This is a genomic window from Cystobacter fuscus (genome assembly GCF_044360685.1).
GTDB classification, from domain to species: domain Bacteria; phylum Myxococcota; class Myxococcia; order Myxococcales; family Myxococcaceae; genus Cystobacter; species Cystobacter fuscus_C.
The window spans coordinates 2744375-2771046 of sequence record NZ_CP043491.1; the positions used below are offsets into that span (position 1 = coordinate 2744375).

Annotated in this window: 22 protein-coding genes and 1 pseudogene; 16 read left to right on the forward strand and 7 right to left on the reverse strand. The window is 68.7% G+C overall.

All coding sequences use genetic code 11. The annotated features are described in order from the left end of the window. Positions 1-6: 6 nt before the first annotated feature. A complete protein-coding gene (locus F0U63_RS11390) occupies positions 7-2451 on the reverse strand; it encodes a transglycosylase SLT domain-containing protein (protein WP_395845913.1) in 2445 nt (814 codons plus the stop codon). A gap of 243 nt (positions 2452-2694) precedes the next feature. Between F0U63_RS11390 and F0U63_RS11395 the strand changes: the two genes are divergently transcribed. Together F0U63_RS11395 and F0U63_RS11400 are read left to right on the forward strand one after the other, a co-directional pair. Next, positions 2695-3804 (forward strand): AAA family ATPase, encoded by a 1110-nt coding sequence (locus F0U63_RS11395; RefSeq protein WP_395845914.1) that lies wholly within the window; start codon positions 2695-2697, stop codon positions 3802-3804. Positions 3805-3851: 47 nt separating this feature from the next. Beyond that, positions 3852-5585 carry a R3H domain-containing nucleic acid-binding protein gene (locus F0U63_RS11400; protein ID WP_395845915.1) on the forward strand — a complete coding sequence of 578 codons (1734 nt, stop codon included), beginning with the start codon at positions 3852-3854 and terminating at the stop codon, positions 5583-5585. A gap of 15 nt (positions 5586-5600) precedes the next feature. On the opposite strand, the gene F0U63_RS11405 is transcribed toward F0U63_RS11400, so the two are convergent. The 3 genes from F0U63_RS11405 to F0U63_RS11415 all read right to left on the reverse strand — a co-directional run bounded on the left by F0U63_RS11405 (position 5601) and on the right by F0U63_RS11415 (position 8365). Then, positions 5601-6668, reverse strand: coding sequence for a hypothetical protein (locus F0U63_RS11405; RefSeq protein WP_395845916.1), 1068 nt, complete (start codon positions 6666-6668; stop codon positions 5601-5603). A 179-nt stretch (positions 6669-6847) separates the two neighbouring features. Next, positions 6848-7324: a hypothetical protein gene (locus F0U63_RS11410; protein WP_395845917.1), complete on the reverse strand. Its 477-nt coding sequence runs from the start codon at positions 7322-7324 to the stop codon at positions 6848-6850. 243 nt (positions 7325-7567) lie between these two features. Beyond that, entirely contained in the window at positions 7568-8365 is a 798-nt protein-coding gene (locus tag F0U63_RS11415; RefSeq protein ID WP_395845918.1) for a hypothetical protein, read from the reverse strand. Between the two features lie 224 nt (positions 8366-8589). Here F0U63_RS11415 and F0U63_RS11420 point away from each other — a divergent pair, with 224 nt between their 5' ends. The 9 genes and pseudogenes from F0U63_RS11420 to F0U63_RS11460 all read left to right on the forward strand — a co-directional run bounded on the left by F0U63_RS11420 (position 8590) and on the right by F0U63_RS11460 (position 16694). Further along, a complete protein-coding gene (locus F0U63_RS11420) occupies positions 8590-9918 on the forward strand; it encodes a cytochrome ubiquinol oxidase subunit I (protein WP_395845919.1) in 1329 nt (442 codons plus the stop codon). Continuing rightward, a pseudogene (locus F0U63_RS11425) lies at positions 9908-10899 on the forward strand (cytochrome d ubiquinol oxidase subunit II). Before F0U63_RS11420 ends, F0U63_RS11425 begins: the two are co-directional and overlap by 11 nt. 74 nt (positions 10900-10973) lie before the next feature. Then, positions 10974-11579: a DUF488 family protein gene (locus F0U63_RS11430; RefSeq protein WP_395845920.1), complete on the forward strand. Its 606-nt coding sequence runs from the start codon at positions 10974-10976 to the stop codon at positions 11577-11579. 82 nt (positions 11580-11661) lie between these two features. Further along, positions 11662-12486 carry a hypothetical protein gene (locus tag F0U63_RS11435; protein ID WP_395848358.1) on the forward strand — a complete coding sequence of 275 codons (825 nt, stop codon included), beginning with the start codon at positions 11662-11664 and terminating at the stop codon, positions 12484-12486. Continuing rightward, complete coding sequence (locus F0U63_RS11440) at positions 12483-13403, forward strand: type VI immunity family protein (protein WP_395845921.1); 921 nt, start codon at positions 12483-12485, stop codon at positions 13401-13403. The genes F0U63_RS11435 and F0U63_RS11440 overlap by 4 nt, the downstream gene beginning before the upstream one ends. A gap of 13 nt (positions 13404-13416) precedes the next feature. Then, positions 13417-14310, forward strand: coding sequence for a hypothetical protein (locus tag F0U63_RS11445; RefSeq protein ID WP_395845922.1), 894 nt, complete (start codon positions 13417-13419; stop codon positions 14308-14310). Beyond that, entirely contained in the window at positions 14307-15227 is a 921-nt protein-coding gene (locus tag F0U63_RS11450) for a type VI immunity family protein (RefSeq protein WP_395845923.1), read from the forward strand. The genes F0U63_RS11445 and F0U63_RS11450 overlap by 4 nt, the downstream gene beginning before the upstream one ends. Before the next feature lie 35 nt (positions 15228-15262). Further along, positions 15263-15961, forward strand: a complete 699-nt coding sequence (locus F0U63_RS11455; RefSeq protein WP_395845924.1) for a TIGR02269 family lipoprotein — start codon at positions 15263-15265, stop codon at positions 15959-15961. Between the two features lie 16 nt (positions 15962-15977). Beyond that, positions 15978-16694: a double-CXXCG motif protein gene (locus tag F0U63_RS11460; RefSeq protein WP_395845925.1), complete on the forward strand. Its 717-nt coding sequence runs from the start codon at positions 15978-15980 to the stop codon at positions 16692-16694. 46 nt (positions 16695-16740) lie between these two features. Here the strand turns inward: F0U63_RS11460 and F0U63_RS11465 are convergent, their stop codons facing one another. Further along, positions 16741-18522: a DUF885 domain-containing protein gene (locus tag F0U63_RS11465; protein ID WP_395845926.1), complete on the reverse strand. Its 1782-nt coding sequence runs from the start codon at positions 18520-18522 to the stop codon at positions 16741-16743. Positions 18523-18641: 119 nt separating this feature from the next. Here F0U63_RS11465 and F0U63_RS11470 point away from each other — a divergent pair, with 119 nt between their 5' ends. The 3 genes from F0U63_RS11470 to F0U63_RS11480 all read left to right on the forward strand — a co-directional run bounded on the left by F0U63_RS11470 (position 18642) and on the right by F0U63_RS11480 (position 22377). Beyond that, positions 18642-20282: an AMP-binding protein gene (locus tag F0U63_RS11470; protein ID WP_395845927.1), complete on the forward strand. Its 1641-nt coding sequence runs from the start codon at positions 18642-18644 to the stop codon at positions 20280-20282. 109 nt (positions 20283-20391) lie between these two features. Further along, positions 20392-20943, forward strand: coding sequence for a DUF2378 family protein (locus tag F0U63_RS11475; protein WP_395845928.1), 552 nt, complete (start codon positions 20392-20394; stop codon positions 20941-20943). 171 nt (positions 20944-21114) lie between these two features. Next, complete coding sequence (locus F0U63_RS11480) at positions 21115-22377, forward strand: hypothetical protein (protein WP_395845929.1); 1263 nt, start codon at positions 21115-21117, stop codon at positions 22375-22377. Between the two features lies 1 nt (position 22378). On the opposite strand, the gene F0U63_RS11485 is transcribed toward F0U63_RS11480, so the two are convergent. Together F0U63_RS11485 and F0U63_RS11490 are read right to left on the reverse strand one after the other, a co-directional pair. Further along, positions 22379-23716: a phospholipase C gene (locus tag F0U63_RS11485; RefSeq protein ID WP_395845930.1), complete on the reverse strand. Its 1338-nt coding sequence runs from the start codon at positions 23714-23716 to the stop codon at positions 22379-22381. Positions 23717-23720: 4 nt separating this feature from the next. Beyond that, the gene (locus F0U63_RS11490; RefSeq protein ID WP_395845931.1) at positions 23721-24371 is read right to left on the reverse strand and encodes a hypothetical protein; all 651 of its coding nucleotides are present in this window, start codon (positions 24369-24371) and stop codon (positions 23721-23723) included. 90 nt (positions 24372-24461) lie between these two features. Between F0U63_RS11490 and F0U63_RS11495 the strand changes: the two genes are divergently transcribed. Then, on the forward strand, positions 24462-24953 hold the full coding sequence (locus F0U63_RS11495; protein WP_395848359.1) for a YqaA family protein: 492 nt from the start codon (positions 24462-24464) through the stop codon (positions 24951-24953). Positions 24954-25037: 84 nt separating this feature from the next. After that, positions 25038-26672 (forward strand): endonuclease/exonuclease/phosphatase family protein, encoded by a 1635-nt coding sequence (locus tag F0U63_RS11500; protein WP_395845932.1) that lies wholly within the window; start codon positions 25038-25040, stop codon positions 26670-26672.

Here is a 26672-nt window from a genome sequence, read left to right on the forward strand (position 1 = left end):
GGGGGCTCAGCGCGAGCCCGCATTATTGGAACCCCTCTCTCCAAAGGCCAGCGTCGTGAGCGAGCCCGAGTCGTAGAGGAACTGGTAGGCCGCCGCGCTGCCCAGCACCCGCTTGACGTACAGGCGCGTCTCCTCCACGGGAATCTGCTCCACCCACTCGTCCAGCTCGGCGTCGGGGAAGCGGGAGATCCACCGGTCCACCGCGCCCGGGCCGGCGTTGTAGCTGGCCACCGCGTACGCCAGGTTGCCGGAGAAGCGCCGCTGGAGGCCGCCGAGGTACGCCGAGCCGAGGCGGATGTTGTGGTGCGGCTCGAGCAGGGCATCGGGCGTGGCCAGCGTCAGGCGCAGCTCGCGCGCCACCACGGAGGCGGTGGCGGGCATGAGCTGGGCGAGCCCGAGCGCGCCCGTGGACGAGCGTGCCCTGGGATTGAAGGCGCTCTCCTCGCGCATGAGCGCCTGCATCAGGTCCGGGTTCACCTTCGCCGAGCGGCAGTGACGCACCACCAGCTCGCGGAAGGGCTGGGGGTAGGCCGCCGAGTAGATGAGGCGCGTCTCGGCCTCGGTGGGCGCGGAGAGTCCCTCGCGCCGGAAGGCCCAGGCGATGGGGCGCGCGTGGCGCTCGTTGCCCGAGGTGCGCAGCAGGTGGAAGAGCAGGCGGATGGACTCCTCGTCGCGGCCCTTGCGGTCCACGGCCAGCAGCTCCGCGGCGGCCTCGCGGTGTCCGAGCCGCAGCATCTCCAGGCCGGTGACGAAGTGCGCGTCCTTCATGAGGGGGCCGGCCTCCAGGGGCCACACCTCGGCGGGGCTCGTGGGCTGACGCAGCCGCGCGACGATGGCGTTCGCGCGCTCCGGGGCCTCGTGCACCAGGCGCGAGCGCGCCAGGAGGCCGTACCACGTGGCCGCGCCCTCGGCCGCCACGCGCTCCAGCAGCGCGTGCGCTTCCACCGCGCGGCCCTGGCCGGGCAGCAGGCGCGCGCGCCAGTAGCGGGCCCGCTGCACCGACTCGTGCGTGGAGCCCGTGCCCCGCAGGGCCTCGATGCGCGTGAGGGCCTCAAGCGCCGCCTCGTTCTTGCCCTCGGCGCGGTACATCCAGAAGCGCTGGAAGAGGGCCTCGGCGGCGAAGTTGCCCTCCGGGTAGTTGGCGATGAGCTGATCCAGGTAGCTCACGGCGGCGGCCTTCTCCCCGAGCTCCCGCGCCTTGCCCGCCGCGTAGAAGAGGGCGTCATCGGCGTAGGGGTGTTGGGGGTAGTCGCGCGTGAGCTGGAGGTAGGTGTTGATGGAGCTCTCCGGCTCCACCACCGACTCCGAGTAGCCGAGCACGTAGAGGGCGCGGGGCCGCAGCGCCGCGTCCTGGCACTGCTCGGTGACGGGCCGCAGCACGCGGATGGCCTGGGAGTGCTTGCGCTCCTTGCGCAGGGCGGTGCCGTAGGCGAAGTGCGCGCGGCAGGCCAGCTCGTCGGGCAGCTCCAGCTTCGGCAGCATCTTGCCGAGCGTGTCCATGGCCTCGCGGTTCTGGTGCAGCGACAAGAGCGTCTCGGCGCGCGCCACCTTCCACTTGGGCACGTAGGGCAGGTCGCGCAGGCCCTTCACCGCCGCGCTGGCCTCCTGGGAGAAGGGGTGCAGCGCCCACACCGCGAGGTGTGCCCGGTGCTCGCCATTGTAGTCGGCCTGGTAGCGCGCCAGCCGGGCGATGGTGAGCCACGCGGCGGACTGGGCGGGGTCTCCCGGCCGGGGCGTGTCCGTCTGCACGATGGGGGTGAGGGCCGCCACGGCCGCGGCGTAGTCGCGCTTGCGCTTCTCCAGCAGCGACGCCATGCCGAAGCGCGCGTCGGTGTAGCGCCGCGCGCCGGGCTTCACGGCCTCGTAGTGGGCGATGGCCTCCGTCCACTTGCGCTGCTTCTCGTAGGCCCGCGCCGCCTCGAAGTGGCAGTAGTCGCTCATCACGGGCCAGTCCTGGGCGAGCCCCGCGAGCTCCTCGGCCGCCACGGCCCACTGTCCCTGGCCGAACGCGCTCATCGCCCGGAGGTAGCGCACGGGCGCCGTCGGCGCCTCCTTGTCCAGCAGCTGCCGGGCGACACGGTAGCGGCGCTGGTCGTACGCGCTCTTGGCCTGGGCGAGCACGCCCTCGGCGAAATAGGAGGTGAGGCTCGTGCCGTCGAGCTTGTGCACCCACTTGCGCTCACCCGGAGCCACCGGTTCCGCCGGGCCGAGGGTGAACTCGGGGGGCGCTTCCTCGTCCTCGCTGTCGAGCGAGGAGTTGAGCTGGGGTTTGGCCGAGGCGCTCTCGGCGAGGTTGGAGATGTCCGCGCCACCGGGCGCCGAGGGCGGGGTGAGCGCCGCGGGCGGGGTGAGCGCGGCGGGTGCTTGTGCCCACACGGGGGTCACCCAGAGCGCGGCAACCAGCGGCCATTGCTTCCATCCGAGCATCGTGTCTTGCAGTCGCAGTCCCACACCATTCCCCTGGTCGAGGCCCGAGCCGTCCGTGAGGGCCTGGAAATAGGGACGGCGGGGAAGCCTGGGGAGTGAGGGAGCGTGCGTCTTCTCACGCGGGCGTTGTCCGGTGCACGGCACACATCTGCTCCATTCGCGGGGCGGGCGGATTCACACGGGGTGCGATGTTGCCTCGTGAACCTGACACGCGCCCTCCAGGTCCCCGGGGAGCAGCGGGGCGCGGATGGCATAGGGTAGGGCGCCATGCCCATCACCCAACTGGAGGTCGCTGGCTACCGCTCGGTGCGCAAGCTCGTGCTCCCCGTGGGGCCCCTCACCGTCATCGTGGGGCCCAATGGCAGCGGCAAGACGAACCTCTACCGCGCGCTCCACCTGCTGTCCGAGGCCGCCGAGGGCCGGCTGGCGCAGGCGCTCGCGGAGGAGGGCGGGGTGCCCAGCGTGCTGTGGGCGGGGGCGCGCGAGCGGGGGCCCTCGCTGCTGACGGTGGGTGTCAGCTGGGGGGAACTGGAGTACCAGCTGACCCTCGGCGCGGTGCCGCCCCAGTTGGACGACGCCGGCCAGCCCCTGAGCCTCTTCAACCTGGATCCCGAGGTGAAGGAGGAGCACCTGTGGGCGCTGGAGGGCCGGCGGCGCGGGGTGCTGCTGGAGCGCAAGGAGCGCACGGCCTTCCTCCGGGACGCGCAGGGCGAGCGCGTCACCTACCCGTTGCGGCTCTGGGCGGGCGAGTCGGTGCTGTCGCAGCTCGCCGAGCCCCACCGCTTCCCGCGCCTGGCCGAGGTGCAGGGCGCGCTGAGGGCGTGGCGCTTCTACCACCACTTCCGCACGGACCTGGAGGCGCCCCAGCGCTCGCCCCAGATGGGTGTGCGCACGCCCGTGCTCGCCCATGACGGGAGGGATCTCGCCGCCGCGCTGCAGACCATCCTCGAGGTGGGAGACGCCGGGGGTCTGGAGCGCGCCGTGTCCGATGCCTTTCCGGGCGCGCGCCTGGAGATAACTGCCCCCCGGGGGCGCTTCAGTCTGCTCTTGCACCAGCCGGGGTTGAAGCGTCCCCTGTCCGCGCGCGAACTGTCGGATGGCACGCTGCGCTACCTGTGCCTGCTGGCGGCGCTGATGAGCCCCCGGCCCCCGGCGTTCCTCGCGCTGAACGAACCGGAGACGAGCCTGCATCCGGACCTGCTCGAGCCCCTGGCGGCGCTCATCGTGAACGCCTCGCGCGACAGCCAGGTGTGGGTGACGACCCATGCGGAGCCGCTGGCCCGGGCCCTGGCGCGGCGGGCGCGGGTGGAGCCCCTCCGGTTGACGAAGGAGGGGGGGGCCACCCGGGTGGTGGACCCGGAGATGTCCGAGGACTGACACAGGGCGTGCAACCCCGGGGGAAAGGGTGCACCTTGAAGGGCGTCATGAGTCCACGTGCCACCGTTCCCCCTGATGACTTCCTTCTCCTCGTGGGCGTGCTTCCCGAGGTGCTGCAGGACGCGGTCCGGGAAATGCCGCCCGGCGAGGTGCTCGAGGTGGTGATGGACCTGGGCCGCCCGCCCGAGGCGCGGCTCGTCGGGGGAGTGGCCAGGTTGTCCGAGGCCCCCGTCACCCGCAAGGAGCTGGAGCAGGTGATCGCCCAGGTGGGCAGCGTGGGCGAGGACAACCGCGCCGGCATCGAGCGCACGCTCCACCGCGTCTCCGCCATCCGCAACCGGCGGGGCAAGGTGGTGGGCCTCACGCTGCGCGTGGGCCGCGCCATCTTCGGCACCATCGACATGCTCAAGGATCTCATCGCCTCGGGGCAGAACATCCTGCTGCTCGGCCGGCCCGGGGTGGGCAAGACGACGAAGCTGCGCGAGGTGGCGCGCGTGCTCGCCGATGACCTGGGCAAGCGCGTCATGGTGGTGGACACCTCCAACGAGATTGGCGGCGATGGCGACATTCCCCACCCGGGCATCGGCGGTGCGCGCCGCATGCAGGTGTCGCGGCCGGATCGTCAGCACGACGTGATGATCGAGGCGGTGGAGAACCACATGCCCGAGGCCATCATCGTCGACGAGATTGGCACCTCGGCCGAGGCCGCCGCGGCGCGCACCATCGCCGAGCGCGGCGTGCAACTGGTGGCGACGGCCCACGGCAACACCCTGGAGAACCTGGTGCTCAACCCCACGCTGTCCGACCTCGTCGGCGGCGTGCACACCGTGACGCTCAGCGACGAGGAGGCCCGGCGCCGCCACACGCAGAAGACGGTCACCGAGCGTAAGGGGCCGCCCACCTTCGACGTGGTGGTGGAGATGGTGAGCCGCGACGAGGTGCGGGTGCACCGCGATACCGGCGAGGCCGTGGACCGGCTGCTGGCCGGAGAGGTCCCCGGGGGCGAGCAGCGCCAGCTCGTCGGGGGACAGGTGGAGGTGAAGCCGGCCTCTCCGGTGGACAGCCCCCGGCCAGCCCGGGGCGCCCCGTCGCCGGCCCGGCCGCCCGCCCCGCCCCTGCGTCCGCTCGCCGCTCCGTCCCGGCTCGCCTCGGGCAAGGCCCGGCCCGCCGCGCCAGAGGCCCCGGCTCTCGAGTCCTCTTCCCGGGACGAGGCGATGCGCGGAGTGCCGGGATTGCGTCAGGGCACCACGCGCTTGTACGCGCACGCGGTCAGCCGGGATCTGCTCGAGCGGGTGCTGCGCGACATCGCGGTGGACGCGAAGGTCATCGGGCGCCTGGAGAGCGCGGATCTCATCCTCACGCTGCGCTCGCGGGCCAATGATCCGAAGCTGCGCAAGCTCGCGGGCAAGGCGGGGGTGCCGGTGCTGGCCATCAAGCGCAACAGCGCGTCGGAGATGCGGCGGGTGTTGCGCGACGCGTTCCTCCTGGCCGAGGGGGAGAACGAGGAGCGGGTGCGCGAGGCGGTGCTGGAGGCCGAGGAGGCCATCCAGCGTGTCTTGAGGGACTCGGTGGAGGTGCCGCTGACCCCGAGACCGCCGCGGCTGCGCAAGCTCCAGCACCGGCTCGTGTCGCGCTACCACCTGGAGGCGGTCAGCCACGGCAGTGAGCCCCAGCGCCACCTCGTCGTCTACCCGCTCGGCGCCCTGGTGGACGTGCCGCGCGAGCCGGACTTCGAGGACGAGGCGGACGACGAGGGGGCCGAGCAGCCCGTGACGAACTGAGCGGGGAGCGAGTGCTCAGGGGGCGTTCGGATCTCCCACGCCCTTGAAGGGGTTGAACGTGTACGTCGTGGAGAAGCGCGAGGCCGGGCTGAAGTAGATCGCCGCGAGCTTCGCCGGATCCGTGGCGATCTCACCCCGCGCGACGGCGCCGTCGTTGCCGTCGTCCCAGCCCCAGGGCGCGTTCGCCGAGTTCGTTCCGCACTGACCCGCCACGTAGCCGCAGCCGCCGCTGGTGTCGCCGCGGAACGTGCCATCGGAGGCGAACAGCTCGGACAGGGAGCGGCGCGTCCACAACCCCTCGGAGCCGTAGATGTCGAGGAGCTTGTAGCGCACGTCCGGGTCGCTGGCCGACGAGGGCTCCTCGGCGGTGGTCAGCGAGGGGTAGTACTTCACGCCATCGCCGTTGATGTCGTATTGCGGCCAGGCCTTGAGCCCGTGGCCCTTGGCCTCCTGGGCGGTGATGGGGTGCTGCACGCCCTCGAAGTCCGCGGTGGACAGCTTGCCGTCGATCGACTCCGCGCCCGAGGTGAGCGGACTGCCGTCCGGCGTGTACGAGAAGAAGTCCTTGTGCGCCACGGTCACGGCGCCCACGAGCGAGCCGTACTCCGTGCCATTGCGCTCCACGATGAGCAGCACGCCCTCGCCGTCGTTCTCGTGCTCCGAGTCGAAGATGGAGTCGAACCAGTCGCGCGGGTGGAAGAACGTATAGACGATGTACCAGTGCGAGCTCGTCTCCACGACGGACTGATAGGCATAGGCGGGCAGGGCCCTGGACGCGGCGTTGTCCCAGTTGTTCGTGCCGCTCCAGTCCCCGTCGAAGTCGACCCGGGTGATGTAGTCGGCCTTGCCGTTGATTCCGTGCGAGCCCGTCACGTCCACGTCCTGGTAGTGGATGGGAGCCCAGCGCTTGGCGAGCGCGGCCCGGAACGCGGCGGAACTGGCGCTGCCCGCGAGCGCGGCCCGGGTTTGCCCGCGCGCTTCTTCTTCCAGCGGGCTCGCGCCACAGGCGGACAGCAACATCACGGCGGCGGGGAGGACGGCGCGTGCGACGAATCCACGGCGAGGGCGGCGAATGGAAACCATAAGGGGTTCTTCCTTTCTCGCGCCGCACTAAATGCTCGCCGGGCTGGTGGGGTAAACTTTTTTTCTGGGTTTCACCCGGTTTTTGCCCGCGCGAAGCGGATTCGCCAAGAAGCGGCCCAAACACAACCGCCGCCCGCGAGGCTTCGCGGACGGCGGGGGGCGCCGAGGCGTGGGGCCTCTTACATCGGACCCGCGCACTTGGCGGTGTGAACGCCCGCGGGGCACCAGTAGTTGCGGATGTTCAAGCCATCCTTGGTGCCGGTGCGCGAGGTGCAGGCGTTGGGGGTCCAGTTGGCCTCACGCAGGGTGATGCGGTTGGGGTTGGGGGCGGTGTCCACATCCGCGACGAAGGCGGCGTGCCCGTACACGTGAGACGTGGGGATCATTGCCACACACCCCACGTGAGCGTGGTTGCTGTTGATCACCGCCACCTTGTCGCTCCAATAGGTCAACCCATACGGGAGGTTGGGTGCCCGGCACCGGGCGAACAACACACAGTTGTCGCAGTAGTCCGTACAGGCCGCGGACTCCACGGTGGCAGTTTCCTCCGAAACCTGGGGCGCCACGTCCTCCAGCTCGGTGCCGCCACAGCCGGTGGTGGCGATCGCGAGGGTGAGCAGGGACAACGAGAGGAGCCGCGTGGGGGACGAGAACATGGCGGTGGTCTTCCTTGGGCTGAGGAGCAGGGGTCAGACGCTGCGGGCCGGGCGCCTCCCCTCCGGAGGCGTCCTCATGATGAAGGAGTCCCGGAATCTCCTGCTGTCCCAAGAAAAACGGAAAAAATGGCAAGAACCCCCTGAGGCTCAATCATTTCAGGGGGTTGCCGCTCGCCGTGTACCGCTTCGTCCCCTTGCGGCTGACCCGCGGCACCTGTGTGCGGATCGACGGGGCGTGCCGTCTCAGCGGCCGCGCGGAGGCGGGCGCCGCGCCGCCGCGGGAGTGCTCTGTCGCGGGAGGATGCTGGTGCGCACCACGGGATCTCCCGGCTCGAGCAGGGTTCCCTCTCCGCCCACCATCGCTGGCGGTTCGGAGCCGGTGAAGTAGAGGTCGGTGTTGGGCGCCTTCACCACGAGGGAGGCGAGGCCGATCTCCGGGTGGATGATGACGTGCTCGGCGGAGATGGCGCGTCCGCCGAGGGTGATGTTCCGGGTGCCTTCGCGCGAGAGCGTCACCGTGACCTGGCGCGGCTTGGGCGTGGCGGCGAGGGCCTGGAGCTTCACGTCCTCGCCCTGGCGCAGGCGCGGCATCAGGTTCTTCGCGGCCAGGACGAAACCCACGCCGGCGAAGGTGCGGCCCGGCTCCACCTTCAACTTCTCGTTGTAGCGGCGCGTCTTGCCGTCCTTGACGGTGGTGCCCGTGGCGCGCCCGCTGCCGAAGTCGATGTCGAACTGCCGCGTCGCCGTGCCGCCCTTGAGCTCCCGCCACCGCCAGCGCTCCTGGGCGAGCTGCGGCTTCTGGGCGAAGATGGCGAGCTCCTCGATGCGCCGTCCGTCGTTGTAGTCGTACGTGAGCAGGACGTGGAGCCGATCCCCCTCGGTCCACTGGGTGAGCATCCCCTTGCCCAGGGCCTGGCCCGCGGGGGTACTCACCGATAGCTCCCGGGTGTCGTTCTTCTCCGGATAGCGCTGTTCCAGCGCCCAGGCCGGAGAGGCGAGCCCGCACAGCAGTCCCAGGCCGAGCAGCAGTCTTCCACGCAATGAACGAGAGGTCTGAGCCATGCTCGGGAAGATGAGGAGGGCGCGGCCTTTCGGGGAGCACGGCACGAGGCACTCCAGCGGCTCCCTTCCCGCCCAGGTGCCAGGCGAGCGTGTGCGGCGCGATCCTGGCCGGGACTCGAGGGCGATCCTCCTGTTCAACCGTGGGGTTTCATTATTTTTAATTATTGCTTATTAATCAGGCATAAATCAGATTCATCCATGTCATGGATCTGCTCTACGCGCGCGCACAGATGGGGCTGTCCCTCGCCTTCCACATCCTCTTCGCGGCCGCGGGCATCGCCCTGCCGTTGTTGATGGTGCTCAGCGACTTGAAGGCGCGGCGGACGAGGGATCCAGACTACACGGCGCTGAGCGTGAAGCTGGCGAAGGGGACGGCCATCCTGTTCGCGGTGGGGGCGGTGAGCGGCACGGTGCTGTCGTTCGAGCTGGGGCTGTTGTGGCCCGGCTTCATGGGCACCTGGGGCGAGGTCATCGGCCTGCCGTTCGCGCTGGAGGGGACGGCCTTCTTCACCGAGGCGGTGTTCCTGGGCATCTACCTGTATGGACGCGACCGCATTTCGCCGGGGCTGCACCTCTTCTCGGGGGTGATGGTGGCGCTGAGCGGCGCGGCGAGCGCCTTCTTCGTCACGCTCGTGAACACCTTCATGAACGATCCGGTGGGCTTCACGCTCACGGCCACGGGGCCGGTGGACGTGGACCCGGTGGCGGCGATGTTCAGCCCGGGCTGGGTGCACCAGACGACCCACACGCTCGTCGCGTGCTACCAGGCGAGTGCCTTCGCCATGGTGGGCATCCACGCGCTCGTGTTGCTGCGCCATCCGGGCCTGGCCTTCCATCGCAAGGCGTTGTCGGTGGCGCTGCCGCTGGCGTGCCTGTCCGCCCTGGTGCAGCCGCTCGTGGGCCACCAGTCCGCCGAGAACGTGGCGCGGGCGCAGCCGGTGAAGCTCGCGGCGGCGGAGGCGCTCTTCGAGACGCAACGGGGCGCGCCCCTGAGCGTGGGTGGCTTGCCGGACATGGAGACGGGCACCCTGCGCTACGCGCTCGAGTTGCCCCGGGGCCTGTCGCTCCTGGCGTTCAGCGATCCCAACGCCGAGGTGAAGGGGCTGGAGGAGTTTCCCCGGGACGAGTGGCCTCCGGTGACCAAGGTGCACCTGGCCTTCCAGGTGATGGTGGGGGCGGGGGGCGCCATGGCGCTGCTGGCGCTGGTGACGCTCGTGCTGCGCTGGCGCCAGGGGGCCTGGCCGGAGGGGCGGCGGATGCTGGGGGCGTGGCTGGTGTGCGGGCCGCTCGGGGCGGTGGCGATGGAGGCGGGGTGGCTCGTCACCGAGTGGGGCCGCCAGCCGTGGATCCTCCGGGGGGTGATGCGCACGGCGGACGCGGTGACGCCGGTGGGCGCGCTGGCGGTGCCCTTCTGGACGTTCTCGCTCGTCTACCTCTTCCTGGGCGTCATGGTGGTGTTCCTGCTGGTGCGGCAGGTGGCGGGCACGGTGCCGCACGGGCGGGAGCCGCACGAGGTGGCCCATGCCCACTGAACTGCTGCTGGGAGGCGTGTTGGTGGCCGCCCTCGTCCTCTATGCGCTCTTCGGGGGCGCGGACTTCGGGGGCGGGGTGTGGGACCTGTTGGCCACGGGGCCGCGCCAGGCGAGGCAGCGGGAGCTGATTGCCCGGGCGCTCGGGCCGGTGTGGGAGGTGAACCACGTCTGGCTCATCCTCGCCGTCGTCATCCTCTTCTCGGCGTTTCCCCGGGCCTTCGCGGTGCTGTCGGTGGCGCTGCACGTGCCGCTGACGCTGTTGCTGCTGGGCATCGTGTTCCGTGGCACGGCCTTCACCTTCCGCACCTATGACGCGCGGGCGGACCGGGTGCAGCGCCGCTGGGGGCTCGTCTTCAGCGGGGCGAGTGTGCTGTCGCCGGCGGTGCTCGGGCTGTGCGTGGGGGGCATGGCGGGGGCGAGCTGGGGGGCGGGGAGCGCGGCCTGTTCTCCGGGTGGCTGTCGCCCTTCGCGCTGGCGGTGGGGGTGTTCGCCCTGTGCCTGTTCGCCTTCCTGGCGGCGGTGTACCTCACGGCGGAGACGAACGAGCCCGCGCTCCAGGAGGACTTCCGGCGCCGGGCGTTGGGGGCGGGCGTGGCGGTGTTCGTGGCGGCGCTCGGGGTGCTGGTGCTCGCGCGGGGAGGAGCGCCCCGGGTGTGGGTGGGGCTGACGACTTCCTCCTACGCGCTGGTGCTGCACGCGGCGACGGCCGTGGTGGCGGTGCTCGCTTTCGGGCTGCTGCTCACCCGGCGCTTCGCGTGGGCGCGCGTGGCGGCCGCGGCGCAGGTGGGTCTCATCGTCGCCGGGTGGGCGGCCTCGCAGTACCCGTACCTCGTGGTGCCGGACCTCACCCTCCAGTCGGCGGCGGCCTCGCCCGTGGCCCAGCGCGTCCTGCTGATGGCGCTCGCAGTGGGCGCCGCGCTCATCTTCCCCTCGTTGCTGTTGCTGTTCCGGGTCTTCCGAGCGCCTCCCAGGACGTCCTGACGGGCCGCCTCCTGCTCCCTCGCTTTCCATCGGTCCCCTCCATGCCCATTTTGGTCTCAGGGGATGACCAGGTGATGGGTACGGAGCGACCGAGACGCAGGGCGCCGGGCTGGGCCAAGGCGCGCATCTACACGGTGGGCCACTCCACGCGCACGGCGGAGGAACTGGTGGAACTGCTCCAGGCGCACGGCATCCAGACGCTCGTGGACATCCGCACGGTGCCCCGCTCGCGGACCAATCCCCAGTTCAACCGGGACACGCTGCCCCGGACGCTCGCGCGGGCGGACATCCGGTACGTGCACCTGGCGAGACTCGGAGGGCTGCGGCGCGCGCGGGCGGACTCCCCCAACGGCGCGTGGCGCAACGCGAGCTTCCGAGGCTACGCCGACTACATGCTGACGGACGAGTTCACGCGGGGGCTCGAGGAGCTGCGGGAACTGACTCCGGACGGGCCGCTGGCGCTCATGTGCGCCGAGGCGGTGCGCTGGCGGTGTCACCGCTCGCTCGTGGCGGACGCGCTGTTCGCCCGGGGCGTGGAGGTGCGGCACATCACCAGCCGCACCCGCGCCGAGCCGCACAAGCTCACCCCCTTCGCGCGGCTGCACGGCAGACAGGTGCTCTATCCCGAGGAAAGTCCTCCGCCAGCGGACCTGTCCGGGCCCGGTGTGTCGGGGAGTTGAGGGCGCGAGCCTGGGCCAGTCCGTCACCGTGGACGGGAACGTTCTTGCCATCCTCCTCGTCCGTGGTTCGTTCGTGGCGCTCATGCTGCCCTCGGTCCGCTCCGGCTGCTCCCGATTCATCTTCCTGCTTCTGAGTTGCGCGCTGCTCGGCTCGTGTGTGGCCCATCCCCGGCACACGGGCTTCTCCGGTGGGGCCTTGCGCTTCGACTCGGAGACGGCAGGCCGCATGCGCCATGTCGCGGCCTTGAGGAGAGCGGCGGGGGTCGCGGTCTCCACCGTCGTCGCGGCCTCGACGATTGGCCTCCTGGCCCCCGAGGTCCTCGGCTTTTTCCAGAACGATGAGGAGGAACTCAGTCGGTTGGAGGTTGCCCTCCTGGAATGTGTCCAGCGCGCGGAGCGGGACATCAACGTCGAGCGCTTTGGCTACGGCGCCCCAACCGCTGCTGACTGCAATGCGGTGGTGGGGGTGGACCGGTGTGGCAGGCCCATCTACCAGTCCATGGAACTGGGCAATCTGAAGCACGCCCGAGCCCTCGCTTGTATGCAAGACATCCTGAAAGAACTCTGGCCCGGCCCCATCAGCATCGAGCAGCGGTATCGTTTCTACCGCCATGCCAAGGTCCTCGAGACGGTCAGCCGTGAGCAGGAGAAGCGCCTTCTCGAGGTGGACTGTGCCGAAGAGCTGCGGGGCACCATCAAGCCCGACGTCGTTCTCCACGCGGACCGCCATCTTCTTCGAGCCATACTCATTTTGGATCTCAAGTTCCCGTGCCCTGGAGACAGACCTCCCAGATGGACGGAATATGGAGACACAAGCGTCTATGTGGGTTCCGATCAGGGTGAACTCTATGGAGAAGCCTTCGGTGGAAAGGCATTGATGATGTCTCCGAAAGGAATCTTCGAATGAGCGAGCGCTACCCTGTGGTGCAAGTGCGTGGAATAGATGGGCAACTCACCGTCCGGGACGGTCTCATCCTGTGCTTCTTCATGCGGCGCAGGTACCCGGAGATCGCTCAAACAGTTTGGCTTGCTTTGCAAGCCTATCTGCGTGCCATCCCTTCTGGTTCTCTGGGGTGGTATGTGGATCAACAGGGAGACATGCAGTTGCTGGACGAACAGGGCTGGATGCATATCAATGAAAAAATCCTGAATCGTCCCAGGGCCCATGCCTGTCACGTCGAGTTGTTGCAGCACGAGTCTGGAGTGGGGGGCTACAACTTCGAGTACGACGGCTACCAGCTTGACTCTCAGCTCCTCAATGATGAGAAAGCGGCTTGTGCCATCGCTTTCTCTCTGCCCACGGAGTATCTCTTGGAGCACGGCGCGGACAAGGTCCGAGCCCTGGCTCTGGAGCTGTCTCGCGATCTGCCCTTCAGCTCCGGCTACGCCAGCCTAGCCTTCGTTGCCCCCAGCGGGCAGTGGTATTCGGTTCGCAGGGACTTGTTGCCCCTCCTCGAGCGTTACCGGGGGTTCGACCTCTACAGCCTCGGCAAGACCAGCCGAGTCATTGGCACCGGTGCCCGTGGCGCCTATTGGCTCACCTTCCTGGGCCAGCCCCTGCTGAGCCAACTCGGTGGCTTGGAAGTGCTGCGCCGCGAACTGCCTTTCCCCGAGGTCTCCTTCGAGCCCCTGGAAGGCGAGCGTCTGCTGCTTACCCTGGGCGAGTGGCCCAGCCCCATGGATATCCGCGAGCACATCGTCCGACCCCACTTCAGGGCCCTCGCCCGCCTCCTGGAGCCCTACTTTCCCGCGGAGACGAACGGCCTGACCTCCCTGCTAGACAACCGCAACATGGGCCGTTGGCTCCGCCGCTTCTGCCTGTGAGTCACGTGTACTCATGGATGGTGTGCACCACCATGTGACTTCTTCTTCGCGCACGCTCACCGCGCATGGTTTGTTGGCAGCTATGCCGCCCTCGGTCCGCTCCGGCTGTGCCCGGTTCATCTTCCTGCTGCTGACCTGCGCGTTGCTCGGCTCGTGCTCGGTCGGCCCGCGGCACTCCGGCTTCTCCGGTGGGACCTTGCGCTTCGACACGGAGACAGTGGGTCGCATGCGATATGCCGCGGCCTTGAAGAGAGCGGCTGGGGTCGCGGTCTCCACCGTTGCCGTGGCCTCGACGATTGCCCTCCTGGCTCCTGAAGTCCTCGGCTTTTTCCAGAACGATGAGGAGGAACTCAGTCGGTTGGAGACAGCCCTCCTGGAGTGTGTCCAGCGCGCGGAGCGGGACATCAACGCCGAGCGTTTCGGTTTCGGCTCCCCGACCGCCGAGGACTGCAAGGCGGTGGTGGGGGTGGACCGGTGCGGCAGGCCCATCTACCAGTCCATGGAACTGGGTCACCTGAAGCACGCCCGAGCCCTCGCCTGTATGCAGGACATCCTGAAAGAACTCTGGCCCGGTCCTGTCAGCATCGAGCAGCGGTATCGTTTCTATCGCAACGCCAAGGTCCTCGAGACGGTCAGCCGTGAGCAGGAGAAGCGCCTTCTCGATGCGGACTGTGCCGAAGAGCTACGGGGCACCATCAAGCCCGATGTCGTCCTCCACGCGGACCGCCATCTTCTTCGGGCCATCCTGGTCCTGGACCTCAAGTTCCCGTGTCCCGGAATTAGAAGTCCTCAGTGGACGAAGTACGGAGAAAAGAGCGCCTACGGAGGTTCCAGTCAGCATGAAATCTATAGGGAGGCGTTCGGTGGAGCAGCCTTGATGATGTCTCCGAAGGGTATCTTTGAATGAGTGAGCGCTATCCTGTGGTGCAAGTGCGTGGAGTAGATGGGCAACCCACTGTCCGAGATGGACTCATCCTGTGCTTCTTCATGCGGCGCAAGTACAAGGAGATCGCTCAATCGGTTTGGCTTTCTCTACAAACCTATCTGCGTGCCATCCCTTCTGGGGCCCTGGGGTGGTATGTGGATCAAGAGGGAGAGTTGCAATTACTGGATGAGCAGGGCTGGACGCATACCCGCGAAGTATTCTTGAATCGTCCCTGGGCCCAGGCTTGTCACGTTCAACTGTTGCAGCTGGAGTCAGGAGCGGGGGGCTACAACTTCGAGTATGATGGCTACGAAATTGATCCTCTGTGTGACTATGACGAGAAGGCGGCCTGCGCCATCGCTTTCTCTCTACCCACGGAGTATCTCCTGGAGCACGGCCCGGACAAGGTCCGTGCCCTGGCCCTCGAACTGTCTCGCGATCTGCCCTTCAGCTTCGGCTACGCGAGCCTGGCCTTCGTTTCCCCCAGCGGGCAGTGGTACTCGGTCCGCAGGGAGTTGCTGCCCCTCCTTGAGCGTTACCGGGGTTTTGACCTCTACCACCTCGGCATGACCAGCCGAGTTATAGGCACCGGTGCCCGTGGTGCCTATTGGCTCACCTTCCTGGGCCAGCCCCTGCTGAGCCAACTCGGCGGCCTGGAAGTGCTGCGTCGCGAACTGTCTTTCCCCGAGGTCTCTTTCGAGCCCCTGGAAGGCGAGCGTCTGCTCCTTACCTTGGGAGAGTGGCCCAGTCCCATGGATGTCCGCGAGCACATCGTCCGGCCCCACTTCAGGGCCCTCGCCCAGCTCCTCGAGCCCTATTTCCCCGAGGAGAAGATTGGCCTCACCTCGTTGTTGGAAAACCGCAACATGGCCCGTTGGCTCCGCCGCTTCTGCCTGTGAGTGTCCGTCAGTCCTTCGCAGGAGATTTCCCCGAGATGCTTACTCTCATTCCCACACGATGGCTCGCGCTCCTGCTTTTTCTGATAATCGCTTGTGTCTCTTCAGCGCCAGATGTGCGCGAGGACAACGAGTCGCCTCGTGGTGTCAACTCTTGGGCGGAAGCCAGAGCAGAGCCAACCTGTGTCGTGCCGCTCTGTGAAGAGAACTCATGCTCTCTCTGGCGCTGTTGGGACCTGGTGGAAGTCGATGCGTCCCCTTCCGTGGAACTGGCACGTGGTACCATAGTGGGACTTCGGCCTCCCCATGTGAGCAACCCTCAGCGCTGGTGGGGTCATCCGCTTGCTGTACCCTCTTCAGCGGAGCCCATCCTTGAGATCCCCTGGCACAACTGGAAGCTCCGTGATCAACTCGCACGGCAGAAGCACCCTCTCCAATGCATGCTTCCGCCCGAGCCGCTTGAGAAACACCACATCTTCCCTCAGCAGCAAAAACTGGCCAGATGGTTCAAGCTCAAGCGGATCGACATTCACGCCTTCACCATTCTGCTTCCCAAGAGTTTCCACCAACGACTACACAGTGGCGGGCCTGCAGGGGGACAATGGAATGAGGCCTGGCGACAGTTTCAGCAGAGTAACGAAGACGCCACCACGGACGAGGTTTGGCGATTCGCATTCGAGCTCATGAACCTGTTTCGAGTGAATGGTCCGTTCATGCCCTACTCCTGCCATGATTGAGCTGAGGGAATCGCGTATGAAGTATTTCAGAGTCGAGGAGGACCAGTCCTCTCGCTACACGGGCGATGTTGATGGCGCGCACAAGTGGGGACTTCCAGGCATCTTTTGTTGCCCTGTTTGTCAGGCCACCTGGAGCGGCGGCTCCAAGACATACCCCTCGGTGGATTTGACTTCAGTCTCCCAGATGGCTGACTTCGAAGAAGCTCGAGCCGAGCCCATCGAGGAGTACGAAAGACTGAGTGAGATGGTACGCCCGCTCCTTCCTTCTGGTGCCATTGTGGAGCCGGGTTCTTCCTTTGGTCCGCTCGTGGGAAAAGCACGGGGTTCCTTCGGGTCGTTCGTCACGCCGGTTCCCTGGTGGTTGCTGGTTCGGCGTGAGGCATTGGAGAAACTCCAGGCCGAAGGTCTGCGCGGTCTCAAGGGATGCCCAACCCAGTTGCGCTTCCGCCAGCGTGCCTCGCCGGAGTTGCTGGAACTGGAGCTCCTCCCCGTGGGTCGGCTCCACCCGGATTGTCTGCCCCCGGAGCGCAAACCTCCCTGCACTCGCTGTGGCCGCCGTGGTGTTCGCCTGCCCGAAACCCTCTTGCTGGACGCCGTGACTCTTCCACGCGCTCTGGACGTCTTCCGGCTGGAAGACTTTTCCACCGTCATCCTCTGCACCGAACGGTTTGTCGATGCCTGTCTGCGCCTGGGGCTCGATGGTGTGACCTTTCAACCCCTGTCCGCGAAGTGAAGCAGGATGTACGGGGCCGAGGCCTGTCATGGCCTGGCCTTCCGGCTCATTTCCCAGGGACGCGCGGCGCCAGGACCGAGGGGATGAACTCCTCGCGCACGGCCCGGGCCAGCAGCTCCGGCGGCAGCAGCCCCTGGTGGACGAGGAAGGTATTGAAGGCCAAGCGGTCGAACTTCGTCCCGAGCGCGAGCTCCGTCTCGGCGCGCAGCTCCAGCAGGCGCGTGTACCCGTAGAAGTAGCTGCCCGCCTGTCCCGGAGAGCGGGACGTGTAGCGGTCAATCTCCTGCCGGGCCAGGGGCACGGACAGTCCCACCTGCTCGGTGAGGATGCGCAGGGCCTCCTCGGGTGAAATCTGTCCCAGGTTGAGCATGGGATCGAGCATGGCGCGGGCCGCGCGCACCAGACGGAACTGCAGGGTGATGAACTGGCCGTCGAGGGGCTCGTACGGGAGCATCTCCGCCTCGGCGTAGAGCGCCCAGCCCTCGACGTTGACGGAGTTGAAGGCGAACAGGCTCCGCGCGAGTGACACGCCTCGCTCCATCATGGCGGCGAACTGGAGCTCATGCCCCGGGCGACCCTCGTGGGCGGACAGGCCCCAGGCCGCCGCCCCGAAGGAGAAGTCGTCCGAGGGCCCGTTCTGGCCGCCTGCCTTCGAACTGCCCAGCGACAGCACGAACTGGCCCGGCTTCCCGCTCCCGCCCACGAAGTCGGGCAGCTGCATGTAGGGGGCGGGATGCGCGGCGCTCTCGGCCTCCGAGGCCATGCGCATCACCACCGGCCGCGAGGGCAGCTCCACCACCCGGTGCTTCGTGATCGACTTCTCCAACTCGCCCAGCACCTCGCGGTAGTGTCCCTCGAGCCGCTCGCGGCCCAACTGCTCCTTCTTCAACGCGCGCAGCACACCCATCGTGTCCGTGGCCGGCAACCGCCGCGCCTTCGCCACGAGCGGCGCCAGGGCCGCCATCTGCGCGCGCAGCTCCACGAACGCCACCTGCGCGCGGCGCACCAGTTGCTCGGGCGGCAGGTCGATGCCCATCTGCCTCAGCTTGAAGGCATACAGCTCGGGCGGCAGGCGGACGTCCTCGCGTGCCCGGGGCAGCACCACCTCGCGCCGCCAGCGCGCGTCCTCCTCCACCTGCTTCTCGAGCGCCGCCAGGGCGGGCTCGGCGCCCTCGAGCTTGTACTCCGTGAACAGCGCCCGGATGCCCTGCACGTAGGTGGGCGCCTCGCGCATCGCCTGCTCCAGCGCGGGCTTCACCGGTCCGAGCCGGCCGGGTTGGGAGAGCCCCTCCTCGAAGCGCGCCCGGGCCAGGTGGGTCAACGGGGTGCTGCCCGGCTCCATCCCCACGTAGCGCCGCAAGCGGGGCAGGGCATGGGCGCGGCGCTCGGGGGGAACGTCCTCCTGGAGCAGCTCGCGCAGGCCGAGGAACATCACCTGGGGGGCGTCCACCCAGTGCAGCAGGTAGCGCTCGTGGAGCGTGGAGTCCTGGATTCCCTCCTCCACGGCGTCCACGAGGATGCGCAGATCCTGGCGGACGTTCGGATCCTTCTCCTCCGCGAGCCGCTGCTCCAGGGTGTCCTTCGCCTGGGCCATGGCGGCGCGCTTGCGCTCGGTCACTCGAGGGCCCAGATCCATCACCTGCTCGTCCCGCCCGGCCATGCCGAGCGCCGAGGCCTCCTCGGGGTCGAAGCGCGCCAGGAGCTCCAACAGCACCCGGGCATGGGCGTCACTGCGCGCCACCCACTCGGGCTTGCCCGCCTGGGGCCGTGCCGGGGCCGTGGAGGCCATGAGGAACAGCACCAGTGCCGCGACTCTCCGTGAATCCATGCCATCTCCCGCCGGGGGTGAGCCCCGGTCCGCCATGTCATGACGCGTCAAACAGTGGAGCCATTGCATGAGCCGTCGCTCTTGCGAGCCTCGCCGTGTCGCGAACATCATCCCGGCCCATGCCCGCTCCTTCCTATGTTCACGGTATCGGCACGACCGCGTTGCTCGGTGAGACCATCGGCCAGAACCTGCGCCGCACCGTCGAGCGCTGGGGTGACCGCGAGGCGCTCGTCGTCCTTTCCCAGGGCTACCGGGCCACGTGGCGTGAGTTCTGGGAGCAGACCACCCGGGTGGCGCGGGGCCTGCTCGCGCTCGGGGTGCGCAAGGGGGACCGGGTGGGGCTCTGGTCCCCCAACCGCTTCGAGTGGGTGGTGACCCAGTACGCGGTGGCGCGCGTGGGCGCCATCCTCGTGAACCTCAACCCGGCGTACAAGACGGCGGAGCTGGAGTACGCGCTCAACCAGTCCGGGACCGAGGTGCTGTTGTTCGCCCGCGGGTTCCGCCAGGCGAACTACCGGCAGATCCTGGACGAGGTGCGGCCCCGGTGCCCGGCCCTGCGCATCTCGCTGATGCTGGAGAGTGACTGGGAAGCGCTGTGCGCGGGCGGCGAGGACGTGAGCGAGGCCACGCTCGCCGAGCGCGAGGCGTCGCTCCAGTTCGACGATCCCATCAACATCCAATACACGTCTGGCACCACGGGGTTCCCCAAGGGGGCCACGCTCAGCCACCACAGCGTGCTCAACAATGGCTTCTTCGTGGGCGAGACGCTGCGGCTCGGGCCCGAGGACCGGGTGTGTGTGCCCGTGCCCTTCTATCACTGCTTTGGCATGGTGATGGGCAACCTGGCCTGCTCGTCCCACGGCTCGACGCTGGTGATTCCGGGCGAGGCGTTCGAGCCGCTCGCGGTGATGAAGGCGGTGGGGGCCGAGCGCTGCACGGCGCTCTACGGCGTGCCCACCATGTTCATCGCCGAGCTGGATCATCCTCGCTTCGGCGAGTTCGACTTCTCCACGCTGCGCACCGGCATCATGGCCGGCTCGCCGTGCCCCATCGAGGTGATGAAGCAGGTGCAGTCGCGCTTGAACATGCGCGAGGTCACCATCTGCTATGGCATGACGGAGACCTCGCCCGTGTCAGCGCAGAGCGCGGTGGATGATCCGCTCGACAAGCGCGTCACCACGGTGGGCCGGGTGCACCCGCATGTGGAGGTGAAGGTCGTCGATCCGTCGACGGGTGCGGTGGTGCCGCGCGGCTCGCCCGGGGAGCTGTGCACGCGCGGCTACAGCGTGATGCTCGGCTACTGGAACAACCCCGAGGCCACCCGTCAGGCCATCGACGAGGCCGGTTGGATGCACACCGGGGACCTGGCCACCCTGGACGAGGAGGGCTACGTGAAGATCGTCGGCCGCATCAAGGATCTCATCATCCGCGGTGGCGAGAACGTCTACCCTCGCGAGGTGGAGGAGTTCCTCCATACCCATCCGGTCATCAGCGAGGCCCAGGTCATCGGCGTGCCCAGCGAGAAGTACGGCGAGGAGGTCATGGCCTGGGTGAAGCTCAAGCCGGGCACCACCGTCACCCACGAGGAGCTCACCCGCTACTGCACGGGCCGCATCTCCACCTTCAAGATTCCCCGCTACTGGAAGATCGTGGAGGAATTCCCGATGACGGTGACGGGAAAGGTACAGAAATTCCGGATGCGAGAAGTTTCGGTGGTGGAGTTGGGCCTGGAGACGGCCGCATCCATCCGCACGGCGTGACGCGCGGGTCGGAATCTGCACTCTAATGCGTGCGGGCCGCCCCCCCACGTGCCCAGGAGCCTCGCCGGTGCACCCTTCGTCCCCATCTGATCCCGGAATGGAGCAACTCATGGCGTTGGCCCATCCCACGGACACCTGCCGGGGCATGTTCTTCAATGGCCTGCTGGACGCCGCGCGCTCCCTGGGCGGCGAGCCGCTGCGGGCCCGATGCTTCGTGGCCGTGGGTGAGCGCAAGTTCGTGGACTTCTTCAGCTACCCCATCACGGACTTCCTGCGCTCCATCTTCCTCGTCGCGGAAGAGCTCGGCCCGACTCATGGGGGCACCGAGGCCGTCCTGCGCCTGCTCGGACGGCGCGCGACGACGGACTTCGCCCAGTCCACCGTGGGCAAGACGTTGCTCGCGCTCGCCGGCAATGACCCCGGGCGGGTGCTCGCCGCCGTCCCCAATGGGTGCCGGGCCTCGCTGAGCTATGGCGAGCGCTCGGTGGAAGTGCTGGGAGAAGGGCACGCCCGGTTCCTGGCGCGCGGGGACTTGCTGCCCCGGCCCTACAACGAAGGGATGATCGCCGCCGCGGTCGAACTCTCCTCGGCTCGCGACGTCCAGGTGTGGGGCGAGCGCCGGGGCGTGCTCGACATCGATTATGAGGTGCGCTGGTCGTGAGGGGCCCGTTATGGGGAGCGCCCGTCTGGCCGCTCTCCGTGTCGGGACGTGTCGGGCTGGCGCCCGGAGCGCCCGGGGAACCCCGGAATACCTCCGGTTCGCGACATAATCCGCGCCTTCCACCCGTTGCGAGGGGATGAGGCTCGAAGCAGACGGAGAAACGAGGACGCGATGGGTGTGAAGTTGCTGTTGGCGGGTTGGTACGGACAGGAAGACGCGCTCTCGGGTCCCGAGGCGCCCCGTCCCTGGTTGCGGCGCGTGGAGGCCTGGTTTCGCGAGGCCGCGGGAGACGAGCTGGAAGGCACGCGGGTGATGGACAGCGTGCAGGGCCCCATCCTCCTGATGAGGCTGCATCCGGCCGCGGACGACGTGGCCATCGTGGCCGCCGGACAGGGGCGGGTGGTGGTCTCGGCCAACACCTCCATGGCGGGGCCCGGCTATCACCGCTACCTGTGCGATCTGCTGCATGCCCTGGGCGATGCGCTCCAGGTGGACTGGGCGGACTCGGCCATCACCACCGCGGGCGTGGGAGACCCCACGGGTTACTTCCATACGGGGGATGCGAGCGGTATCGCCCCCCGCATGCTCGCGTGGCTCGGGGAGATGGCGGGCCGGGTGTTGGACTTCCGCAGGCAGGGCCACTCGGGGGCCATGTTGTCGCTGCGCGCCGGGCATGGCTTCGAGCACCCCGGGGCCGTGCTCACCCCCCTGGGACCTCGCGACGAGGCCTGGCTGCGGGCCGTCCGGGAGGATCCCTCGCGGGGCCAGGACATCTTCCCCTGGTGGGCGCCCGGCCGGGGCGCGGCGGAGAAGCTGGGCCGCGCGCTCAGCCGCATCTGGACGGAGATGGTGTGGCGTCCGCCCCTGCTCGAAGAGGAGCGCCAGCTCTTCCGCGACGTGGCCCGGTGGCTGGAGCAGGCGTGGCGGGAGGACCCGTCCCTGTCCTATCCCTGGCGCGAGTGGCAGCAGGTGCTGGGCTACCTGGGCAAGGGCGGGACGCTGGCCGAGGAGGTCTCCCGGCGCGCGTCGGCCGCTCCCTCGGGTCCGCTCATCGGCTACCGGCGTGGCTCGGTGCAGGTGACGCTGCCCCAGGGGTGGGAGATTCGCATCCCCGGCTCGCTGGCCGAGCAGCGCCTGGCGGACGGCAGTTGGGTGGCGAGGGATCACCGCCGCAGCGTGCGCTTCCTGCCGTTGCAGGACGTGGGGGGCATCGCCCCGGGGCCCGAGCAGGCGCTGCCCTATGAGTTCCAGCACCAGGGCGAGCGGGTGAAGGGCCGGGCCACGCTGCAGAGCGAGTCGGGGGAGTACCGGCTCACGGCGCTGTGCGAGGCCGGGGCGCACCGGGCCCTGTGTGTCGTCAGCTTCGATGACCCCGAGGAGCAGGAGTGGGCGCTGGGCACCTGGCGCTCGTTGGATCACGCCGTCGCGGCGTGAGTCACGTCTCCGGGGGCACCGTGGCCAGCTCGGGGTACTTCGACTCGGCGGCGAGCGGGCCCTCGCGCCGCTTGAGCTCGAGGGCGGCCTTCTGGAAGGCGCGCTCGTTGGCGGAGCGGGGGGGCCGTCTCATCGAGGGCTGGGGCGCGCCCGCGTGCGGCACCACGGTGGGGAAGGCCCGGAGGGTGGGCACGTCCGACAGGGCCTCGGCCACGCTGCGGATGCCCTGGGCGCGGCGGTGGTTGACCGAGGCCGAGTAGTCCTCGGGTCCCGCGCCGAACTTCTCGGCGAACAACTGCAAGAGCGAGGTGTGATCCAGCGAGCCGTGGAAGGCCCGGCCCGGCCGGACCCAGGGCGAGACGATGAGCCCGGGGACGCGGGGGCCCGTCGTGGTGAAGGGCTCGGCGTAGTGCGCTCCCGCGGCGATGGGCTGCTCGATGGGGAGGGGCGGCACGTGATCGAAGAAGCCGCCGTGCTCGTCATAGGTGATGATGAGCAGCGTGCGGGCCCACTGCTCGGGGTCGCGCGTGAGCGCCGTGTACAGCCGGTGCAGGAGCAGCTCGCCCTGGCTGACGAGCGCGAGCGGGTGGTTGCAGTTGGCGGGCTCGTCCGTCCAGGCGATGTCGTAGTAGCGCGGCTCGATGAAGAGGACCTCGGGAGCGGACTCCGGAGGCTCCTCGCGCAGGTCGCGCGCGAGCGAGCCGAAGGGGCGGTACTTCGAGCCCACCAGCTCCGTGAAGCGGCCGAACAGCAGGAAGAAGGGCGGGCCGTCGTAGTAGACGCGCCAGCGCACGTGGTGGCGGTCCAACCAGTCGAAGACATGGTCCCGGTGGGGCAGCAGGCGGGACTCGGTGCGATCGATGAGGGTGTCCCCGGTGAAGGCCATGCAGCGGTTGGGCTGGGTATCCGCCGGCAGTGGGGTGAACCAGCGGTCGCAGACGCAGTACTCGCGGGCGAGGAAGGAGGACATCCAGGCCCCCCGCGAGTCGAAGTAGCCCATGGGCGGCGAGTGCTGGGCCCGGTGCTGCGTATGGGTGACGTAGGCGTCGACGAAGCCCGACATGCGGAACCTGCCGCTCTCGCTCCGGGCCAGCTGCCGGGCCACGAGCTCCCGCTCATGGGGCGGATCCCGGATGACCGCGGCCTCGTCCTCGATGAGGAAGGGGCGGTGGACGCGGTTCTCGGAGACGTTGGCGTAGCGCGGATTGACGTCCGGCTCGCGCAAGCCGTCCACGTCCGGGTGGAGGTTCTCCAGCGACAGATGCCCGAGCAGATGGTCGAACGACCGGTTCTCCAGCATCAGCAGGACGATTCTCTGGATTCCGTCGAGCGCGGCCATGGCGTCACCTCGGGCAGGAGAGTTGGAACTGGAGCAGCAGCCGTCCGTCCACGGCTTCGAGCGCGTCCTCGCAGCGCTCGCCCTCGTCGAGCGGCAGTTTCAGCCGCCAGCGGCCCAGGGCCGGTTGTCCCTCGAAGGCGGAGGAGCGGGCGGCCTCGCCCAGCGTCGCGGAGGTTCCCGCCTTCTCCATCACGAGGGTGCGCGCGTTGAGGTTGCGCACCTCGCCGAGGGTCACCTGGGGGGACAGGTTGCCCTCCTCGAGGCTCAACGTGGTTTCCAGCACCCGCTCCTCCGTCCGGCACGTGAAGGGACTCGGCTGGCCGCTGTCGACGACGCCGTACTCCACGGGGCGTGGAGGGGTGAGCACTTCGCTCTCGGTGAGCGCCGTCTTGGCGCCCCGGGTGACTTCCAACCGGAAGCGTGTGGACTCCCGCACCTGGAGGGTCTGGGTGCCCGAGCGCGCCTGGTCACCCAGGCCGGAGATCGCGGGGATGGCCTCGAGCCAGGCCGAGCCATTCGTGTCCCAGCTCAGCGTCACCGCGTCTCCCGGGCAGACGATGGAGGGCGTGGCGGTGAAGCGCAGGATTTGCGGTTTGGGACAGCCGGCGAGTCCAACCGCCAGTGAGACGAGACCCATCGTCCATGCCCATCGCATGCGCACACCTCTCTTGCTGAAGAGTCTTCCATGTCCCCCAACCGGGAAGACAGCCCTCGGAGCCCGAGGGGGCGTAGAGTGGACAGCACGATGCCGGATGCGTCCACGCTCGCCGAATGGGGATTGCCGGGGCTGTTCCTCGTGGCGGTGGTGGCCGGCTCGGTGCTTCCCGCTCCGTCCGAGGCGGTGCTGGCCGCCCTCATCTATGGAGGAGTGCGCCCGGGCCTGGCCGTGACGGTGGCCACCGTCGGCAACGTGCTCGGCGCGCTCACTGTCTATGCGCTGGGCCGCTGGGGAGCGCGCGGCGAGGGCGGGGGCGCCGTGGGGCGATGGCTCCAGCGCCGCAGTGCCCGGGAGGGTCCCCGCCTGCTCCAGGCCCGGGCGCGCCTGGCCACCTGGGGGGCGCCCTTGCTCCTGCTCGCCTGGCTGCCGGTCGTGGGAGACGTCTTCGTGCTCGCCGCGGGCCTCGTGGGCGTGCGTCCCGGGCCTTTCGTTGCCTTCGTTTCACTCGGAAAGGGTCTGCGCTACCTCGGAGTCGCACTCTCTGTTCTCGCGGCGCGTCACACTGGAATTTCACAATGAGGCTGCGAGACGGCGGCGGGGACGATGGACTAAAAGTGCTCCCGTCCCTCACCGCCCGCGTCCCTCGCGGGCAGGAAGCACGCGATGCCACTGCGCTCCTCCCTCCCGACGCCCGCCCGCGCGGGTAGCTGGTTGCTCTGTTCCCTGCTGTCTGTGTCACTCGCCGCGTGTGGGCAGGGAAGCGCCCCTCAGGCGAAGGAGGCTCGAGAGCTGTCCTCCCAGCGCGACGTGTTGGGCGAGGCGCGGATCCGCTTGATGGCCGCCAACATCACGAGCGGCAACGACCAGAGCTATGACCCGGGCCACGGCAAGCGCATCTTCCAGGGCACGAAGCCCGACGTGGTGATGATCCAGGAGTTCAACTACGGCGACAACTCCGCCGCCGCCATCCGCTCCTTCGTCGACGACGCCTTCGGCTCGAACTTCCAGGTCTACCGCGAGACCGGCGCACAGATCCCCAACGGTGTCATCAGCCGCTACCCCATCATCGCCTCGGGCGAGTGGACGGACACCCAGGTGGGCAACCGCGACTTCGCCTGGGCGCGCATCGACATCCCCGGCCCCAAGGATCTCTGGGTGGTGAGCGTGCACCTGCTCACCCGCGACAGTACCACGCGCAACACCGAGGCGACCAACCTCGTCAAGTACATCCAGGCGAACGTGCCCGCCGGCGACTTCCTCGCCATCGGCGGTGACTTCAACTCCGACAACCGGTCCGAGCCGCTCTTTGGCACCTTCTCCGCGGTGGTGTCCGCCGAGAGCCCCTACCCCGCGGACAAGAATGGCAACGTCAACACCAATGCCAGCCGTGGCAAGCCGTATGACCACGTGTTGGTGAGCGACAACCTGCGCGCCTATCAGACGGCCACCGTCATCGGCGCCAGCTCCTTCAGCGCGGGCCTCGTCGTGGACACGCGCGTGTACTCGCCCATCGAGGAGATCGCTCCCGCGCAGAGCGGCGACAGCGGCGCCAGCAACATGCAGCACATGGCCATCATCAAGGACTTCCTCGTGCCGGCGGACGACACCACGCCTCCTCCGGCGCCCACGGGCCGCGTGAGGGTGGTGCTGCCCAACGGCGGCGAGAGCTGGAGCGCGGGCAGCACCCACTCCATCGCCTGGACGGCGAGCGAGAGCACCCACGTGAAGCTCGAGTACACGACGGATGGGAGCACCTGGAACGTCATCTCCGAGAGCATCCCCGCCGCCGAGGGGGGATACTCCTGGCAGGTGCCGGCGTCGGCGACCACGAAGGCGCGCGTGCGCGTGAGTGATGCCGCCGAGGCGGCCGTCGTCGACACGAGCGACGCCGACTTCTCCATCACCAGCGCCGCGCCCCAGGACTCGCGCGCCACCATCACCCAGGAGGCCGAGGGCAACAACTCCGCGGCGACCGCCAGCGGCCGGGTGGGTGCGGACAAGAACGTGAGCGGCGCCTTGTCCACCAACTCGGACGTGGACTGGTTCGCCTTCAACGTGACCACGGCGGGCAGCGTCAAGGTGAAGCTGAGCATGTCCGGCGCGCAGGACCTGGACTGGTACGTGTACTCCGCGTCCGATCTGCTCTTCTCCGCGGCCTCCAGCGCCACCATGAGCAATCCCGAGGTGGACACCTTCTCCGCCAACGCCCCGGGCATCTACTACGTGAAGGTGGTGGGCTACGCGGGCGCGACGGGGGCCTACACGCTCACCGTGAGCGGCGCGGGCGTGCAGCCGTAG

What these genes read in the sequence shown, in the direction of transcription:
- F0U63_RS11500 (WP_395845932.1), top strand. Translation starts at nt 25,038, where the DNA reads ATGCCACTGCGCTCCTCCCTCCCGACGCCCGCCCGCGCGGGTAGCTGG.
- F0U63_RS11410 (WP_395845917.1), bottom strand. Translation starts at nt 7,324, where the DNA reads ATGTTCTCGTCCCCCACGCGGCTCCTCTCGTTGTCCCTGCTCACCCTC.
- F0U63_RS11450 (WP_395845923.1), top strand. Translation starts at nt 14,307, where the DNA reads ATGAGTGAGCGCTATCCTGTGGTGCAAGTGCGTGGAGTAGATGGGCAA.
- F0U63_RS11445 (WP_395845922.1), top strand. Translation starts at nt 13,417, where the DNA reads ATGGATGGTGTGCACCACCATGTGACTTCTTCTTCGCGCACGCTCACC.
- F0U63_RS11430 (WP_395845920.1), top strand. Translation starts at nt 10,974, where the DNA reads ATGGGTACGGAGCGACCGAGACGCAGGGCGCCGGGCTGGGCCAAGGCG.
- F0U63_RS11440 (WP_395845921.1), top strand. Translation starts at nt 12,483, where the DNA reads ATGAGCGAGCGCTACCCTGTGGTGCAAGTGCGTGGAATAGATGGGCAA.
- F0U63_RS11495 (WP_395848359.1), top strand. Translation starts at nt 24,462, where the DNA reads ATGCCGGATGCGTCCACGCTCGCCGAATGGGGATTGCCGGGGCTGTTC.
- F0U63_RS11485 (WP_395845930.1), bottom strand. Translation starts at nt 23,716, where the DNA reads ATGGCCGCGCTCGACGGAATCCAGAGAATCGTCCTGCTGATGCTGGAG.
- F0U63_RS11395 (WP_395845914.1), top strand. Translation starts at nt 2,695, where the DNA reads ATGCCCATCACCCAACTGGAGGTCGCTGGCTACCGCTCGGTGCGCAAG.
- F0U63_RS11475 (WP_395845928.1), top strand. Translation starts at nt 20,392, where the DNA reads ATGGCGTTGGCCCATCCCACGGACACCTGCCGGGGCATGTTCTTCAAT.
- F0U63_RS11470 (WP_395845927.1), top strand. Translation starts at nt 18,642, where the DNA reads ATGCCCGCTCCTTCCTATGTTCACGGTATCGGCACGACCGCGTTGCTC.
- F0U63_RS11490 (WP_395845931.1), bottom strand. Translation starts at nt 24,371, where the DNA reads ATGCGATGGGCATGGACGATGGGTCTCGTCTCACTGGCGGTTGGACTC.
- F0U63_RS11435 (WP_395848358.1), top strand. Translation starts at nt 11,662, where the DNA reads ATGCTGCCCTCGGTCCGCTCCGGCTGCTCCCGATTCATCTTCCTGCTT.
- F0U63_RS11480 (WP_395845929.1), top strand. Translation starts at nt 21,115, where the DNA reads ATGGGTGTGAAGTTGCTGTTGGCGGGTTGGTACGGACAGGAAGACGCG.
- F0U63_RS11460 (WP_395845925.1), top strand. Translation starts at nt 15,978, where the DNA reads ATGAAGTATTTCAGAGTCGAGGAGGACCAGTCCTCTCGCTACACGGGC.
- F0U63_RS11420 (WP_395845919.1), top strand. Translation starts at nt 8,590, where the DNA reads ATGGATCTGCTCTACGCGCGCGCACAGATGGGGCTGTCCCTCGCCTTC.
- F0U63_RS11465 (WP_395845926.1), bottom strand. Translation starts at nt 18,522, where the DNA reads ATGGATTCACGGAGAGTCGCGGCACTGGTGCTGTTCCTCATGGCCTCC.
- F0U63_RS11405 (WP_395845916.1), bottom strand. Translation starts at nt 6,668, where the DNA reads ATGGTTTCCATTCGCCGCCCTCGCCGTGGATTCGTCGCACGCGCCGTC.
- F0U63_RS11455 (WP_395845924.1), top strand. Translation starts at nt 15,263, where the DNA reads ATGCTTACTCTCATTCCCACACGATGGCTCGCGCTCCTGCTTTTTCTG.
- F0U63_RS11400 (WP_395845915.1), top strand. Translation starts at nt 3,852, where the DNA reads ATGAGTCCACGTGCCACCGTTCCCCCTGATGACTTCCTTCTCCTCGTG.